The organism is Mesorhizobium sp. M0830, from assembly GCF_040319965.1.
Taxonomy (GTDB): Bacteria; Pseudomonadota; Alphaproteobacteria; order Rhizobiales; family Rhizobiaceae; genus Mesorhizobium.
This window is the reverse complement of record NZ_JAMYOR010000019.1, coordinates 61,750-78,493: the sequence shown is the minus strand read 5'-3', so window position 1 is coordinate 78,493 and position 16,744 is coordinate 61,750. Positions and strand designations below refer to the sequence as shown.

Below are 16,744 nucleotides of genomic sequence, written 5' to 3'. Positions count from 1 at the left end.
CTATTGCCGCGTCCAACTCAAGAACCATGGGACATTCCTGCATGACCAATGTCGCCCTGACCGGCCTTGCCCGTGATCTCGCCAGGCGTTCCGCCGAAGGCCGCCCGGTGCGTATCGGCGTCATCGGTTCGGGCGAAATGGGCACCGATCTGGTCACGCAAGGCATGCTGATGCCGGGCATTTCGGTCTGCGCGGTCTCGACACGCCGCCCGCACACCGCACGCGATGCCATCCGCATTGCCTATGGCGACGAGGCGATGGCGGTCGAAGCCGAAACCGCGTCGAAAGTCACCGCGGCGATCGAGAACGGCAAGATCGCCATCACTTCGAACGAGATGCTGGTCACCAATCCGTTGATCGATGTCGTCATCGACGCCACCGGCAAGCCGGGTGTCGCCGCCGATTTCGACCTGATGGCGATGGAACACGGCAAGCATCTGGTGATGATGAACGTTGAGGCCGACGTCACCATCGGCTGCTATCTCAAGCAGCAAGCCGACCGGCTTGGCGTCGTCTATTCAGTGGGCGCCGGCGACGAGCCGTCGAGCTGCATGGAGCTGATCGAGTTTGCGTCGGCGCTCGGCCTAACCATCGCCTCGGCCGGCAAGGGCAAGAACAACCCCCTCAACCACGATGCCGTGCCGGATGACTACCGCGAGGAAGCGATCCGCCGCAACATGAACCCGCGCATGCTGGTCGAGTTCGTCGACGGTTCCAAGACCATGGTCGAGATGTGCGCCATCGCCAACGCCACCGGGCTGGTGCCCGATGTGCCCGGCATGCATGGCCCGAAGGCCGACCGCGACGACCTCGCCAAGGTGCTCATTCCGCGCGAGGATGGCGGTCTGTTGCTGAAGAAGGGCGTTGTCGACTACACGGTCGGCAAGGGCGTCGCGCCCGGCGTCTTCGTCATCGTCGAGGCGACGCATCCGCGCATCATCGAGCGCATGGATGATCTGCATATCGGCCACGGCCCATATTACAGCCTGTTCCGGCCGTATCATCTGACTTCGCTGGAGGTGCCGCTGACCGCCGCCCGCATCATGCTTTTCGGCAAGCCCGACATGGTGCCGCTGCCGCGGCCGGTCGCCGAGGTGTGTGCCGTCGCCAAGCGTGACCTCGCCGCCGGCGAGACGATCGATGCGATCGGCGAGACTTGCTACCGCTCCTGGACCATGACCGTCGACGACGCCCGCGCCCAGCGCGCCGTGCCGGTCGGCCTGCTCGAGGGCGGCAAGGTGCTGAAGCCGGTCAGGAAAGGCGAATTGCTGACCGCGGATAATGCCGTACCCGACCAGACGACGAGGCTGTTCGCTTTGCGTCGGCTGCAGGACGAGATGCTCTACGGGGCGAACTGAGCTCTATTTGCCCAGCTCGATCGACCGCAACCGCGCAGCCTCCACCGCCTGCGTCAGCAGACTGGTCAGCCGGTCCTCGCCCATCAGCACCTCCAGCGCCGCGGCCGTCGTCCCCTTGGGGCTGGTGACCTGCTGGCGCAGCACGCCCGGCTCCTCACCGCTTTCGGCGGCGAGCGAGGCGGCGCCGTAGACGGTCTGCATGGCGAGCAGCTTGGCGGTCGCTGTCGGCAGTCCGGCCTTCTCGGCCGCCACGGTCAGCGCCTCGATGAAATGGAAGATATAGGCCGGGCCCGATCCCGACACGGCGGTCACCGCGTCCATCAGGCCCTCGTCGTCGATGGTGGTCACTTCGCCGCTCGCCGACAAAAGGTCGGCGACGAAACGCTTGGTGTCGTCGGAAACCAGGGGATTGGAAAACACCACCATCATGCCCTTGCCGATCGCCGCGGGCGTGTTGGGCATGCAGCGCACGACCGGTGCACGGTTGCCGAGGATTTCTTCAAAGGTGGCGGCAGGCGTGCCGGCGGCGATGCTGACGTAGGTGGTGCGGCCATCGGCGAAGCGTTTATAGGCGGCGGTAACATCGCGGATCACCTGCGGCTTCACCGCAATGACGACCAGATCGGGCACGGCATCGGCTGGAATGCTGCCCGGATCGGCTGATGTGGCGCAGCCTAGCGTTGCCGCGCGATTGCGCAGATCGGCATTGGGCTCGACCACGAAAACCGCCGACGGCGCAACCTTGCCGGATTTCAGCCAGCCCGAGAGCATGGCGTAGCCCATATTGCCGCAGCCGGCGAGAACAAGCCTGATCGTCATCGAAAGCCTCCGAAGCAAGGCCTTCACATAGACGCTGGCTGTTCCGTGGGGAAGCCCCCGTCAGGACGAACGGCAGATCGCGTGCTGCGATCGGGATCATGCAATGCCATCGGCCGCAGCGTGTTTTGCAAATAGATGCAACTACAGAGGGAGACCGCTCCGTCGGCGCGAAAAATTAACTTTTTGTTTTCCATGCCTGTTTAGCGTGGCTTAACGAATGGCCAATCGCGTTCGCAGGTCGCCAAGGAGTAGAGTTCCAGACGATGGTCGACAGGGAAAACCGCGAAGACTGGAAGCGCGAGCGCTCGTTGCTGGCGCTTGGCCAGGCTGTGCGTGGCGACGAACCCGATGCATCCCTGGTCTCGATCGGAGACCGGGCGGACCCGTCATGGCGCGAGGATGCCGCCACGCGTCATCGTCTCGCCCGTTCACAACGCGAAACGCCAACGAACCCGAAGCTGTCGCCTGCAACAGGCGGGTATCAGGCTGGCCACGAGTCGGCCTCGTCGATGAACCATGCGCAAACCACGCCACAGGCACAGACACAGCCCGGCCGGATCCGAGCGTTACTGTCGTGGCTGCACAAGGCCGTGTCCCGTAAGCCGGTCCCGGAGGAACCCTTCGATACCCACGGTTGGGCATCCGCTGAAAACGCGAAACCAACGCAAGATCCGGCGTACTCTCCCTATTCGCAGTCGGCGCCGGCCTTTGCGCCTCGGCAGCCAGTTCCCGCTGCTTACCCGCCGCCTTTCCAGCCCGGCGGCCATGCTCCCTTTCCGCCGCAGATGGCGCAGCCGCCTCAGCCTCCGCAAATGGTGCCGCCGCGAGCGTATTCGGGCCCGCAACTCTATCCCTACGCGCAGCCTTTGGCCTACATACAGCAGCCGGACAATCCACGTCCGCAATCTACGTCGGCCCCCAATGCCGGCCAGCCCTCCTATCCGCCTCAGCCTGCCCCTGCGCCTCCGCCGCCGCCCTTCCCGCCGCAGCAGGCATCCCAGCCTCGCCAGCCGTCGGTAGAGGCGCGGCAGGCCGCGGAGGATGTCGAACCGCAAGCGCCGATCGAGGAAATCCGCGCCAGCCTGCGCGAATTCCGTGAAGCGGTCCGCGAACTCACCGAGAGCCGCGCGCGTCGCCGGTACTTCTGAGCCACAAAATTCTTCGCCGTGTCGTACAAAAGCATGCCGGTTTCGCGTAAACGGCATGGGACGGCGCTTTGGCGGGATTGCGTGTGGGAATTTTCGTGAAGATGCCACGCTGTTAAAGATCAGAAAGCGCGTCGCTTCCCGAAGTGACGCGCTTGGGCATTTTGGTGTTGAGGGTGGTCCATGGCCGAAGTGATTGATGGTAAGAGTGTTGCCGAAGACGTGGTGGGGACGGTCAAGACCCTGACGGCCGAGCTTGTCGCCAAAGGCAAGGCCAAGCCTGGTCTTGCGGTGGTCATCGTCGGCGAGGATCCGGCGAGCCAGGTCTATGTCGCTTCCAAATCGCGCACCGCCAAGGATTGCGGCTTTCATTCAGTGCAGCACACGCTGCCGGCCGAAACCTCGGAACCGGCATTGCTGAAGATCATCGGCGACCTCAACGCCGATCAGGCCATCAACGGCATCCTGGTGCAGCTTCCGCTGCCGGCCCATATCGATGCCGGCAAGATCATCCAGACCATCGCGCCGGAAAAGGATGTCGACGGCTTCCATTTCATCAATGTCGGCAAGCTCGGCACTGGTGAACTCGAGACTGCCTTCGTGCCCTGCACGCCGGCCGGCTCGATGCTGCTGATCGAGCGGGTGCGCGGCAAGGACCTGTCCGGCCTAAATGCAGTCGTCGTCGGTCGCTCCAACATCGTCGGCAAGCCGATGGCCAACCTCCTGCTTGCCGCCAATTGCACCGTCACCATCGCCCACAGCCGCACCAAAGACCTGCCGGCACTTGCCCGCACCGCCGACATTCTGGTCGCGGCCGTCGGCCGGCCGGAGATGATCAAGGGCGATTGGGTGAAGCCTGGCGCCACCGTCGTCGATGTCGGCATCAACCGCATTCCCGCACCAGAGAAGGGCGAGGGCAAGTCGCGCCTCGTCGGCGACGTCGCCTATGCCGAAGCGGCCAAGGCCGCCGGAGCCATCACGCCGGTTCCCGGTGGCGTCGGGCCGATGACCATTGCCATGCTGATGGCCAATACGTTAGCCTCGGCCTACCTTGCGGCCGGATTGAAACGGCCGTCCTTCTGACCGCCAGAAAGCCGCAGCTTTGCCGAACTCCACTATTCCCCCGGAACGGCCGGTCATGACTGATCCCGTTCAGGGCGGTCGGCAGTTCGCTTTCCTGCTGGTCGACAAGTTCTCCATGTTCTCGCTGGCCGCGGCGATCGATACGTTCCGGTCGGCGAACCGGTTGCTCGGCCGCGACTTCTACGGCTGGACCACGGTGTCGGCCGATGGCGATCCGGTGATGGCCTCCAATGGCCTGCCGCTCAAGATCGACTACGCCGTTGCCGACCTGCCGCCGGTAGACATCCTCTTCGTCTCGGTCGGCCTGACGACGGAATTTCCCGGCAAGAGCAAGGTGCTGGCGGCACTGCGCAGCTGGGGTCGGCGCGGCAATGCACTTGGTGCCTTGTCGGTCGGCTCCTATCTGCTGGCCGAGGCCGGCCAACTCGAAGGCTATCGCTGCACCATCCATTGGGAAAACCGCGCCGGCTTCGTCGAACGCTTCCCCGACATCAACTGCACCGGCAATGTCTTCGAGATCGATCGCAAGCGCTACACCTGCGCCGGCGGCACCACCTCGATCGACCTGATGCTGGAGATCGTGCGCGGCGATTTCGGTTCGAACTTGGCCAATGGCGTCGCCAACCAGTTCCAGCACGAACGCATCCGCTCGGCCGGCGACCGCCAGCGCGTCGGTCCGGAACGCGACCTGACCGGCAAGTCGGAGAAGCTCAGGCGCATCGTCGAACTGATGGCAGACCACCTCGACGAACCGCTGTCGGCCGTGCAACTGGCCAAGTCCGCCGGCCTGTCGGTGCGCCAGGTCGAGCGCCTGTTCCTGCGCCATCTCAGCGTCACGCCCGGCCGCTACTACATGCGGTTGCGACTGGAGCGGGCGCGCGAACTGCTGCGTCAGACCAACATGCCGATCCTCGACGTGGCGATCGCGACCGGCTTCACCTCGCATTCCTATTTCGCCCAGAGCTACCGGCTGCAATTCGGCAGGCCGCCCTCGGAAGAGCGCCGCACGACCTACTGAGCGGTTTTTCGCTTCCGTTGAAAAGTTCGGTATTCGGCCCCGGCACCGGGCCGGCGGAGCATCAAACGAAAAACCCGCCTGAGCGGCGGGTCACCGGCGCAAATCAGCACCATGGGCGAATATGTACCATAGCTGAGGGCACTGAGTCAAGAAAAAATTCCTATCGTGAAAAACTACCGGCACTGCCGACACCGCCGAACTGGATGTCGTCAGGTCTTTTGTTAAGCTGAGTTCGGAGCCCTACGCACCGGCACCGACTTGTGTCCCGGCGCCGCGTCAAATAGCTTGCCGCCCGGATCAGGGGCGGATTGAGGAGATTTCGATGGCGGGACTTGCACGGGGCGTCGCTGCGGCGATCCTCCTTTTGTCGATGACGACGTTCGGCTTCGCCGCAAACAAGGTCATCGTTATCCTCGACGCCTCCGGCTCGATGTGGGCGCAGATCGACGGCAAGCCCAAGCTCGAAATCGCCCGCGAGTCGCTACGAACGGTGCTTCAATCGGTCCCCGTCGACGACGAAATCGGCTTCATGGCCTATGGCCATCGCGAAAAGGGCAGCTGCGACGACATCCAGTTGATCGTGCCGCCACAGGCAGGTTCGGCCAGTGCCATTTCGGCGGCCGCCGACAGCTTGAAATTCCTCGGCAAGACGCCCCTGACCTCTGCGGTCAAGCAAGCAGCCGAGGCGTTGAAATATACCGAGGACAAGGCGACCGTCGTGCTCATCACCGACGGTCTCGAAACATGCGGTGGCGACCCCTGCGCGCTCGGCAAGGAGCTTGAGGCATCCGGCGTCGACTTCACAGCCGATGTCGTTGGCTTCGGCCTCACCGCCGACGAAGGCAAGCAGATCGCCTGCCTCGCCGACAACACCGGCGGCAAATACATCCAGGCCTCCGACGAGAAGGCGCTCCAGGAAGCCCTTGTCGAGACCGTGGCGGCACCCGCTCAAGAACCGGCTCCCGCTCCGGCGCCTGCGCCCGCACCGGAGCCGGCGAAACCGGAGTTCAATTTTCAGCCGACAGTGGTGATGGCCGAAGGTGGCGAGCCGATCACCGACGCTAACGCCTGGGAGATCTACAAGGCGAACGCCGATGGCTCGCGCGGCGATTCCATCACCACCGAATATGGCGCCTACAAAGGCAATCTCGAGCCGGGCGACTATATCGTCGTTGCGCGCGACGATGAGGCCAAGGTGGAGAAGAAGCTCAAGATCGAGGCTGGCCAGGCCTACAAGCCGCTATTCACTTTGAACGCAGGCACCATGCTCATTCATCCGCGGCCGAGCCAGGGCGCCGACATCAGTGACGCGGCCAGCCTCAATTTCGCTTATCCGGGCGGCAGCACCACCCACTATGGCGACACCAAAATCATCGTGCCGGCGGGCGAACAGAAGGTCACGGTCCAGATCGGCGCCGGCAGCGTCACCGAAACCATCCAGCTCGCCGCCGGGCAGAAGATCGAGAAGGACGTCATCGTCGGCGTCGGCCATATCGTGCTCAATGCCTTCTATATCGCCGGCGGTGACAAGGCCGACAGTTCCGGCCTCGGCTTCGAGATCGTCAAGGCGAAGAAGAAAATCGACGGCTCACGAGACAGTGTCGAGCATTCCTATGGACCCGACAGCAAGTTCTGGCTGCCGCCCGATGATTATGTCGCGGTCACCACGCTCGATCTTGCGGTCGTCGAGCAGCCGTTCAGCGTCAAGGTCGGAGATATCACGGACATCAAGGTGCCGCTCGATGCCGGCGTCCTGGCGATGTCGGCCTCCGGTGCCTATTCGATCGAGATCCTGTCGCCGAAAAAGGACATTGAGGGCAAGCGCGAGGCGCTTGGCCTCAACTATGGCGATACCTGGCAGCAGACCGTTCCGGCCGGCGACTATGTGGTCGTCCGCCACATGTCCGATGCAGGCCATGACAAGGAAATGCCGGTGACGGTCAAGGCCGGCGAACGGAGCGAAATTACCGTTACGCCGTGACCACCATTTGACTTGACCGGTAGCAAAAAGGGCGGCCAAGCGCCGCCCTTTTCATGCACAGAACGGTGATTCCATCACGCCGTGCCGAAGGCGCTGGCGCCATGGTCGGCGCGGCCGACCAACTGTCGGAAACCAGCGAAAAGCTCGCGGCCCAAGCCGAATTCATTGCCGATGAGGTCGGCATCCGCCGTCCGGCGCAAGGCGAAGTCGCCGGCCGGCACCAGAACCTCAAGTGTCCCGGCCTCGGCGTCGAGCCGGATGATGTCGCCTTCGTGGATCCTGGCGATAGGCCCTTCCTCGACTGCTTCCGGCGTCACATGGATCGCCGCCGGCACCTTGCCGGAGGCGCCCGACATGCGCCCGTCGGTGACCAGCGCCACGCGCTGGCCGCGGTCCTGCAGGATACCGAGCACGGTGGTCAGCTTGTGCAGTTCCGGCATGCCGTTGGCCTTCGGCCCCTGGAAGCGGATGACGGCGATGAAATCGCCGGTCAGCGTGCCCGCCTTGAACGCCTCGTTCAACCCTTGCTGGCTGTCGAAAACCTTGGCCGGCGCCTCGATGATGCGCCGCTCCGGCTTCACCGCGGAAGTCTTGATGACGGCGTGGCCGAGATTGCCCGACAGCACCTTGAGGCCGCCGGTCGCCTGGAAAGCCTTGCTGAACGGCGCCAGCACTTTCTCGTCGCCGCTTTTGCGCGGCGAGGCTTCGCGCACCACGCTGCCGTCAGCGCCGAGCTTTGCCTCGACCGCGTAGGGCCGCAAGCCTTCGCCCCACACCGTCTGCACATCCTCGTGCAGGATGCCTTCGTCGAGCAGTTCGCGGATCAGGAAGCCGAGCCCGCCGGCAGCGTGGAAATGGTTCACGTCGGCAAGACCGTTGGGATAGACTCGCGCCAGCAGCGGCACCGCTTCCGAAAGGTCGGAAATATCCTGCCAGGTGATGGCAATGCCGGCCGCCGCCGCCATGGCGATCAGGTGGATGGTGTGATTGGTCGAGCCGCCGGTGGCGTGCAGGCCGACGACGCCGTTGACGATCGAACGCTCGTCGATCATCCGGCCGGCCGGCGTATAGGCATTTCCGAGCGCGGTGATCGCCAGCGCCCGCTTCGTCGCCTCGCGGGTCAGGGCGTCACGCAACGGCGTGCCGGGATTGACGAAGGAAGCGCCCGGCGTGTGCAGGCCCATGATCTCCATCAGCATTTGGTTGGAATTTGCCGTGCCGTAGAAGGTGCAGGTGCCCGGCCCATGGTAGGACTTGGACTCGGCCTCCAGCAGTTCGGCGCGTCCGGCCTTGCCCTCGGCATAGAGCTGGCGGACCTTGGCCTTTTCATCGTTCGGCAGGCCAGTGGTCATCGGTCCTGCGGGAATGAACACCGCCGGCAGATGGCCGAAGGTCAGTGCGGCGATCACCAGGCCCGGCACGATCTTGTCGCAGACGCCGAGATAGACGGCGGCGTCGAACATGTTGTGCGACAGGCCGATCGCTGCGGCCATGGCGATCACGTCGCGCGAAAACAGCGACAGCTCCATGCCGGGCTGGCCTTGCGTAACGCCATCGCACATCGCCGGCACGCCGCCGGCGACCTGGGCGATGCCGCCGGCCTCGCGCGCCGCATCCTTGATCAGCGCCGGAAAGGTTTCGAACGGCTGATGCGCCGACAGCATGTCGTTATAAGAGGTGATGATGCCGAGGTTTGGCACCTTATCCGCACCCAGCGCCAGCTTTTCCGAGGGACTGCACACCGCAAAGCCGTGGGCGAGATTGCCGCACGACAGCACGGCCCGGTTGGCGGTCCGGTTCGACGCCTCGGCGATGCGGCTAAGATAACGCTCGCGGCCTGGCTTTGAACGCTCGCGGATGCGTTCGGTGATGGCTTCGATGTCGCGTCTGACGGTCATGGTGTCGGTCCTTTCAGGCGAGGTCCCGGAACACAATCCGGCTGTCCGCCGGGACCCTCAGTACGTTCAAATCAGGGCGCCCAGAAAATCTCCACGGGCTTACGCGCGGCGTCGAGCACGGCGCGGATTGGTTTTCGCGGTCCGGGCGCGACCGCGCCGTCGAAGGCGGTGCGCTTGTCCTCGCCCTCGATGTGCACCGCGATGAAGCCGGCATCGACGATGCGAGCCAGCGACAGGGTCAGCCGCGGCTCGCCCGCGCTCGCCGCACGAACCGGCAGCACGATCCTGCCGCAGGACGGGTCGAGCAATCTTGCCAGGTCGTCGGCATCGGGAAAGAACGAGGCGGTATGGCCGTCCGGCCCCATGCCGAGCACGACGACGTCGAGCGGCCAGGGCAGCGACTGCAGTGCTGCGTTGTCGGACGCCGCCGCGTCCTCGATGTCGGTGGCTTCGTGATAGAGAGGTACGAAACGTGCCGCCTTGGCTGCGTTCTGCAAGAGATTTGCGGTCACCAGCCCGGCGTTGGAACGTGGCGAGGAGGCCGGCACGAAGCGCTCGTCGACCAGCGTCACGATCACCTTGTCCCAGGCGATCGGTATCGCCGAAAGAGCGGCGAAGAACTTTGCCGGCGTGGTGCCGCCGGAGACGGCGAGCAGCCCCGTGCCGCGCTCGGCGATTGCCTTGGTCAGGCGGCCGGCGACATGACCGGCAAGGGCGGCCGCCAATTCCTGGCGCCCGGCGAAGCCGTTCCAGCTGTAGGCGGCGCTGTTCAATTGCTCTCGTGCCATGTCCGCCCGTCACGTTCGATCAGTGCGATGGAGGCTGAGGGTCCCCAGGTGCCTGCCGTATAGCCCTGCGCCTCTTGTCTGGCGCTTTCCCAGGCGTTCTGGATCGGGTCGATCCACTTCCACGCCGCCTCGACCTCGTCGCGGCGCATGAACAGGGTCTGGTTGCCACGGATGACATCCATGATCAGCCGCTCATAGGCATCCGGCGCGCGGCCATCGAAGGATTGCGCGAAGCTCATGTCGAGCGAGATCTGGCGCAGCCGCATGCCGCCCGGACCCGGATCCTTGATCATGATGAACTGCTTGACGCCTTCGTCCGGCTGCAACCGGATGACCAGTTGGTTGGCGAAGATCGGACCGGCGCTGTCACCGAAGATCGAATGCGGGATCGGCTTGAATTCGATGACGATTTCCGAAACCCGGGTCGCCAGCCGCTTGCCGGTCCTGAAGTAGAACGGAACGCCCGCCCAGCGCCAGGTGCCGATCTCGGCCTTGATGGCGACGAAGGTTTCGGTGTTGCTGTCGTGGGAAAGCTCCTCGACATAGCCTTTTACAGCTCCGCTGGCCGAGGCGCCGGCGCGGTATTGGCCACGCACGGTGTGCTTCGGCGCCTCGTTCCCGTTGATGCGCTTCAGCGCCCGCAGCACCTTCAGCTTCTCGTCACGCACCGCGTCGGCGTCCATCGAAGACGGCGCTTCCATGGCGACCAGACACAGCAGCTGCAGCATATGGTTCTGCACCATGTCGCGCAGTGCGCCGGCCTTGTCGTAATAGGTGACGCGGTCTTCCAACCCCACTGTCTCGGCGACCGTGATCTGCACATGGTCGATATGGGCGGAATTCCACAGCGGCTCATAGAGCGCGTTGGCAAAGCGCAGCGCCATCAGGTTCTGCACCGTCTCCTTGCCGAGATAGTGGTCGATGCGGAAGATCTGGCTTTCGTGGAAATTGTCGCCGACCAGATCGTTGAGCGCTCGCGCCGACGCAAGGTCGCGGCCGATCGGCTTCTCCAGCACGATGCGGGAGTTCGGCGTGATCAGATTGTGCTCCTTCAGCTTGTGCGAAATATCGCCGAACAGCGCCGGCGCCACCGCCAGGTAGAAGGCACGGATACGGTCGCTGTCGCCGATCGCCTTCGTCAATTTGTCGAAGCCGGCGCCGGTCGTTGCATCGGCCGAGACATAGGATAGCCGCGCCAGAAAGGTCTTCAATTCATTGGCGTCGATATCGGCCGGTTTGACATGCTCGGAGATCGCCTGCTTGGCGAAGGCCCGGAATTCCTCATCGCTCATTTTCGATCGTGATGTGCCGATGATGCGCGTCGGCTCCGAGAACTGATGGTCGCGCTGGCGATAGTAGAGAGACGGCAAAAGCTTGCGTTCCGACAGATCGCCGGTGCCGCCGAAAATGATGAAGTCGAAAGGGTCGACGGGGATGATCTGGCTGGTCATGGTCTATCCGCTCTGACGCCGGTCGCAAGTACGCGGCTATATAATCTAATCGATTTAAATTTTCCAGTGCCATGGTGTCACATCTGGGTGTATGCGCCTGCCCCTTGACAGTCCAATGACCTGGAGGCTTGTCGACAGGCGCGGCTCCGGAAGCCCTTCGCAGTTGCAGCATAGAGCGGGATCGAGGCGAAAGCCAAAGGAGAAATCGGCGATGGCCGCACATCTTTTAGCTAACCAGTTCGGCAGCCGCGGCACTGCGTGGATGTGTATGATCGGCGTGAAGGTCGATCGTCACCAAACATGAGCGGGAAAAACATGCGTCTGGAAAACAAGGTTGCCGTCATCACCGGTGCTGCATCGGGCTTTGGCGAGGGCATCGCCAGGCGCTTTGCCGAGGAGGGCGCCAGGGTGGTTGTCGCCGATCTCAATGCCAAGGGTGCGGAGCGTGTCGCCGACGAGATCGGTGACGCGGCGATCTGGACCCAGACCGATGTTTCGCTGCGCTCCGAATTCGACGAGATGGTCTATGCTACGAAGAGCGCCTTCGGCCGCATCGACATTATGGTCAACAATGCCGGCTACACCCATCGCAACGGCGACATGCTCAATGTCGACGAGGAAACCTTCGATCTGATCACATCAGTCAACATGAAGGCGATCTATCACGCAGCGCTTGCCGTGGTGCCGATCATGGAGCGGCAAGGCGGCGGCGTCATTTTGACCACGGCCTCCACCGCGGGTCTGCGGCCGAGGCCCGGCCTCACCTGGTACAATGCGTCGAAAGGCTGGGCGATCTCCGCCACCAAGTCGATGGCGGTGGAACTGGCGCCGAAGAACATCCGCGTCAACTGCCTCTGCCCGGTTGCTGGAGAGACCGGCATGCTGGAGAAATTCATGGGCGCCGACACACCCGAAATCCGCGAGAAGTTCCGCGCATCGATCCCGCTCGGCCGGCTTTCGACGCCGCTCGACATCGCCAATGCCGCACTCTGGCTGGCCTCCGACGAAGCCGCCTTCATCACCGGTGTGGCGCTGGAGGTCGATGGCGGCCGCTGCATCTGATAGCCTGGCGTATGTCGCCAACATGCCCACGCCGAGCAGTGGGAGTCAGGCGCCGGTCTTGATGTAGGTTTTGTAGACCCAGCCGGTCTTGCCGTTATAGATGATCTGGCACCATTGCTTGCAGCTCATCACCTGAACCGAGGTTCTGGCCGGCACCGTGGCGATGGCGGCGGCATTTTTCTTCGGGCCGCTCCGCATGGTCACGGGTCTCAGGATACGCCCTGTTCCGGCGGCTGCAACCTTCCCGGGCTTCGCCTTGGCCTGGCTGCCGTCGTCAGCGGCCGTTGGCTGCTGTGGCGGCACCTGCGGCTGCACCGCGGGGATAGCGGCGGTTTGTGCGCCATCGGGATGGCTGCTCGCCGCCACTGGAGGCGCGGCAACCTTGGCAAGTTCAGCAGTGGCATCGGTATCGGCTCCCGGCTGCGCGAACGCCGCCGCCGGTTTGTCCGGCGCCTGTTCAGCCTGGTTCGCCACCTGGCTGGGAGCAGTCGAATCGGAGGCGACCTTCGGCTGCGGACCAGTCCAGCGCGGATCATTGGCCTTGAGTGCGGGGATGGCTTCCGCTGCTGCCACGGTCGGTGAAACCGCGTCGGGCTTGCGCGCCTGCGGCACGGTTGTCGCGGCGACTTTGGCCCCCACCGGGGCTATTTTCGTCGTCTTCACCGGAATGGCTGGAATTGTCTGCTCAGGGCTTGCTGACGCTTGCCTGTCGCTGGCCGGCAATGCCAGCCATAGCGCCACGGCGGCGACGCCAAGCAGTGCGGCGGTGCCGATTGCGGCGATCACCAGATGCGAGTTCGAACGGACTTCCTGCCAGAACGACGGCCGCATATCGTATCCGAACTGCATGGCAAAGCGCCGACGTTCCGGCGTACCGAAACTGAAGGGCTCTTTCACTCTTGCCACCTCCATAAGTGGGCCAATGTTCTTTCGATCGAATGCCAAGAACCTGGCGAAAGATCTGCATCGGTCCCAAGAAACCAAAGCGGGCAAGCCCGCAAAATTCCCCATCAGTCGCCCACAACCGGCATCTTTTGCCGGCGATTGTGGCATCACTACGCCTTCCCACCTGATTCTGCACCTTTGACGGGGATTCCGCAACGTGCCGCTACGGCAACAAATATTACAGTAATATTACATGAATTCAGCGCGATCCTGTCCAGCCCGAAACGCAATCCCGAAAAGTGGGAACAGCCCTAAATCCTGTCCCGCAGAGCAAACCAGTTGAGCGCCAGGAACAGCAGCGGCGTACGAAAGCGCCGTCCGCCGGGGAAGGGCGGGATTTTCAGATCCTCGATCAGCTTCAGCCGGTCGCGGTTGCCGGCAACGGATTCGGCATAGAGCTTGCCGAAGAAGTTCGACAGCATGACGCCGTGGCCGGAATAGCCGCCGGCCGAAATCACATTGGGCATCACTTCGCGCACGAAAGGCATTCTCGGCACTGTGATGCCGACATAGCCGCCCCAGCCATGTGTGATCTCGACGTCCCTGAGCGCCGGATAGAGTTCCGCGATCTGGCGACGGATGTGGATGTGAATATCCTTCGGATCGTTGACGCCGTAAATCTCGCGTCCGCCAAACAGCAGCCGCCCGTCTTTCGATCTGCGGAAATAGCGCACGACGAAGCGGGAATCATCGACGGACTCGCCGCCCGGCAACACGTTCGAGTCTGCTCCCAAAGGCACGGTTGCGCCGATGAATGAACCGATCGGCATGATGTGCGCTGCACTCACCGGCTCGAGCGTGCCGCCGTGGGCGTTGACCGCGATCAGGCATTTCTGCGCCGTCACCGTGCCTCTCGGCGTCGAAACCTTGACCTTGCCGCCACTGGAAATGATGCGGGTCGATGGCGTCCCCTCGAACAGCTGCGCGCCGGCAAGCGCTGCCACCCGCGCCGTCCCGATCACCAGTTTCATCGGGTGGATGTGTCCAGTGCCGGTGTCGCGCGTCCCGCCAAAGTAGGCTGTCGATCCCAGCCGCTCCGCCGTCTCCCTGGCATCCATGAACGAGATATGCGGGTAGGAAAAACGGCTCGCCATGATCTCGGCATGTGCCTTGTAGTCGTCGACGTAGCGCGGCTTGTGCGCCACCGAGAGCTGGCCCGGCAGATAGTCGATGTCGATCCGGTTGGCAGCAGTGAATTCGAGGAGATGCGTCTTCGCCTCTTCGGCGAGATCGAACAGGGCCTTGGCGCGCGAAAAACCATACTCGGCCTCCAGTTCCTCTGCCCAGGAACGCTGGCCGGTGCCGAGCTGCCCGCCATTGCGCCCGGAAGCGCCATCGCCGAAACGGTACGCCTCGATCAAAACGACATTCGTCCCTCCCTTGGCCAGATGCACCGCCGCCGACAGGCCGGTAAAGCCGCCGCCGATGATGACGACATCGCAGGTACGGTCGCCATCGAGCACGGGGTATTCAGGCCGCGGTCCGGCTGTGTCTTCGTACCAGGAGCGGCCGGCGGAGATCGGGGATTGGTAAGGCATGATGCGGTGAAGACTCGGAGATTTGGAAGGGGAAGCGAATAGCGAATAGCGAGTAGCAAATAGGGAAGAATTGAAAAGTGAGGGTTGATCGAGACTGTATCGCCCGTCTCATCATTTCTATTCGCTATTCGCTATTCGCTATTCGCTATTCGCTAAACATTGAGCAACAAATACTCCCGTTCCCACGGGCTGATCACTTCCATGAACGTCTCGAATTCTGCGCGCTTGATCGCCGCATAGGTCGCGGCGAAGGACTTGCCCAGATGCGCGCAGAGCTCCTTATCGCCCTCGAACAGGTCGACGGCTTCGAGCAGGCCACGTGGCAGGTCGATCTCGTCGGCATTGGCGGTCGTCAGGACGGGAGGTTCGGCCTTGATCTTCCTGGTGATGCCGATCAGCCCGCAGGCAAGCGATGCCGCCAAGGCCAGATAGGGGTTGGCGTCGGAGGAGGGGATGCGGTTTTCGACGCGCCGCGCCGCCGGATCCGAGCGTGGCACACGAAACGCCGTGGTGCGATTGTCATAGCCCCATTTGTTATTGACCGGCGCCGACGCCGCCTGTGTCAATCGCCGGTAGGAATTAACATAGGGCGCGAACATCACCAGCGCGTTCGGCACATGCTTCTGCATACCACCGATGAAATGGAAGAAGGCGTCGGTTTCCGAACCGTCGGCAGCCGAGAAGATGTTCTGTCCGGTCTTCTTGTCGATGATCGATTGATGGATATGCATGGCGGAGCCAGGCTGCCCTTGGATGGGCTTGGCCATGAAGGTGGCATAGATCTCGTGCTTCAGCGCCGCCTCGCGAATGGTGCGCTTGAACATGAACACCTGGTCGGCCAGTTCGATCGGGTCTCCGTGGCGCAGATTGATCTCAAGCTGGCCGGCACCTTCCTCGTGGATCAGCGTATCAATCTCCAGCCCCTGGCTTTCGGAGAAATGGTAGATGTCGTCGATCAGTTCGTCGAATTCGTTGACGCCGGCGATCGAATAGCCGGCGCCGCCGCCGATCGCGCGCCCCGAACGGCCGACCGGCGGTGTAAGCGGATAATCCGGATCGGGATTCTTGCGCACCAGATAGAATTCGATCTCAGGCGCCACAACCGGCCTCAGGCCGAGCTTGTCATAGGCGGCAACCACGCGCTTCAACACATTGCGTGGCGTGAACTCGACCGAGCGGCCATCCTGATGGACCAGATCGCAGATGACCGCGGCCGTCGGGTCTTCTTCCCAGGGCACCACCGTCAGCGTCGACAGGTCAGGCATCAGTTTGAGGTCGCCGTCGTCTTCCGGGTAATGGAAGCCGTTGCCGTCCTCGGGATAGCCGCCGGAAATCGTCGTCATGAAGACCGCCGATGGCAGGGCCAGCGATGTGTTGGAGGTGAATTTCTTCGATGGCATCATCTTGCCTCGGGCGACGCCTGCCTGATCAGGCGTGATGCACTCGATGTCTTCGATGCCGCGCCATTCCAGCCAGGCGCTGACTTCCTTCCAGTTCTTCACGCCCCGTTGGTTTTTCACGAAGGCAGGCGTGCGGGCACGTCCTCCGCGGCTCGACGGACGGACTTCCTTTTTTGCAGGCGGCATCATTCACCAGATTGGGTTGCGGATTGTGGAGTATAGCCGTGCCCTCCAATGGAAGGGAAGGGGAGCCGCGCC

13 protein-coding genes are annotated in these 16,744 nt (G+C 63.1%); 6 read left to right on the top strand and 7 right to left on the bottom strand.

Annotation, left to right across the window (positions count from 1 at the left end; all coding sequences use genetic code 11):
• Positions 1-41 precede the first annotated feature (41 nt).
• Positions 42-1,358: an NAD(P)H-dependent oxidoreductase gene (locus NKI20_RS14185; RefSeq protein WP_352831360.1), complete on the top strand. Its 1,317-nt coding sequence runs from the start codon at positions 42-44 to the stop codon at positions 1,356-1,358.
• A 3-nt stretch (positions 1,359-1,361) separates the two neighbouring features.
• Here the strand turns inward: NKI20_RS14185 and proC are convergent, their stop codons facing one another.
• Positions 1,362-2,177, bottom strand: coding sequence for a pyrroline-5-carboxylate reductase (gene proC / locus NKI20_RS14180; RefSeq protein WP_352831358.1), 816 nt, complete (start codon positions 2,175-2,177; stop codon positions 1,362-1,364).
• A gap of 263 nt (positions 2,178-2,440) precedes the next feature.
• Between proC and NKI20_RS14175 the strand changes: the two genes are divergently transcribed.
• From NKI20_RS14175 to NKI20_RS14160, 4 genes are all read left to right on the top strand, one after another.
• A complete protein-coding gene (locus NKI20_RS14175; protein WP_352831356.1) occupies positions 2,441-3,325 on the top strand; it encodes a hypothetical protein in 885 nt (294 codons plus the stop codon).
• A gap of 180 nt (positions 3,326-3,505) precedes the next feature.
• Positions 3,506-4,405, top strand: a complete 900-nt coding sequence (folD, locus tag NKI20_RS14170) for a bifunctional methylenetetrahydrofolate dehydrogenase/methenyltetrahydrofolate cyclohydrolase FolD (protein WP_352831354.1) — start codon at positions 3,506-3,508, stop codon at positions 4,403-4,405.
• 55 nt (positions 4,406-4,460) lie between these two features.
• Positions 4,461-5,423 (top strand): GlxA family transcriptional regulator, encoded by a 963-nt coding sequence (locus tag NKI20_RS14165; RefSeq protein WP_013530232.1) that lies wholly within the window; start codon positions 4,461-4,463, stop codon positions 5,421-5,423.
• Between the two features lie 322 nt (positions 5,424-5,745).
• The gene (locus tag NKI20_RS14160) at positions 5,746-7,404 is read left to right on the top strand and encodes a vWA domain-containing protein (RefSeq protein ID WP_352831351.1); all 1,659 of its coding nucleotides are present in this window, start codon (positions 5,746-5,748) and stop codon (positions 7,402-7,404) included.
• Positions 7,405-7,478: 74 nt separating this feature from the next.
• On the opposite strand, the gene edd is transcribed toward NKI20_RS14160, so the two are convergent.
• The 3 genes from edd to zwf form a co-directional block, all read right to left on the bottom strand.
• Complete coding sequence (edd, locus tag NKI20_RS14155) at positions 7,479-9,302, bottom strand: phosphogluconate dehydratase (protein WP_352831349.1); 1,824 nt, start codon at positions 9,300-9,302, stop codon at positions 7,479-7,481.
• A gap of 71 nt (positions 9,303-9,373) precedes the next feature.
• Positions 9,374-10,090: a 6-phosphogluconolactonase gene (gene pgl, locus NKI20_RS14150; RefSeq protein ID WP_352831347.1), complete on the bottom strand. Its 717-nt coding sequence runs from the start codon at positions 10,088-10,090 to the stop codon at positions 9,374-9,376.
• Positions 10,072-11,541 carry a glucose-6-phosphate dehydrogenase gene (gene zwf, locus NKI20_RS14145; RefSeq protein ID WP_352831345.1) on the bottom strand — a complete coding sequence of 490 codons (1,470 nt, stop codon included), beginning with the start codon at positions 11,539-11,541 and terminating at the stop codon, positions 10,072-10,074. Before zwf ends, pgl begins: the two co-directional genes overlap by 19 nt.
• 315 nt (positions 11,542-11,856) lie before the next feature.
• On the opposite strand from zwf, the gene NKI20_RS14140 reads away from it, so the two are divergent.
• Positions 11,857-12,603 carry an SDR family oxidoreductase gene (locus tag NKI20_RS14140; protein WP_352831343.1) on the top strand — a complete coding sequence of 249 codons (747 nt, stop codon included), beginning with the start codon at positions 11,857-11,859 and terminating at the stop codon, positions 12,601-12,603.
• A gap of 45 nt (positions 12,604-12,648) precedes the next feature.
• Here NKI20_RS14140 and NKI20_RS14135 read toward each other — a convergent pair whose 3' ends face one another.
• The 3 genes from NKI20_RS14135 to NKI20_RS14125 all read right to left on the bottom strand — a co-directional run bounded on the left by NKI20_RS14135 (position 12,649) and on the right by NKI20_RS14125 (position 16,675).
• Positions 12,649-13,500, bottom strand: a complete 852-nt coding sequence (locus NKI20_RS14135) for an SH3 domain-containing protein (protein ID WP_352831341.1) — start codon at positions 13,498-13,500, stop codon at positions 12,649-12,651.
• A 299-nt stretch (positions 13,501-13,799) separates the two neighbouring features.
• Entirely contained in the window at positions 13,800-15,086 is a 1,287-nt protein-coding gene (locus NKI20_RS14130; protein ID WP_352831339.1) for an NAD(P)/FAD-dependent oxidoreductase, read from the bottom strand.
• 152 nt (positions 15,087-15,238) lie between these two features.
• The gene (locus NKI20_RS14125) at positions 15,239-16,675 is read right to left on the bottom strand and encodes a glutamine synthetase family protein (protein WP_023758370.1); all 1,437 of its coding nucleotides are present in this window, start codon (positions 16,673-16,675) and stop codon (positions 15,239-15,241) included.
• Positions 16,676-16,744: the final 69 nt, after the last annotated feature.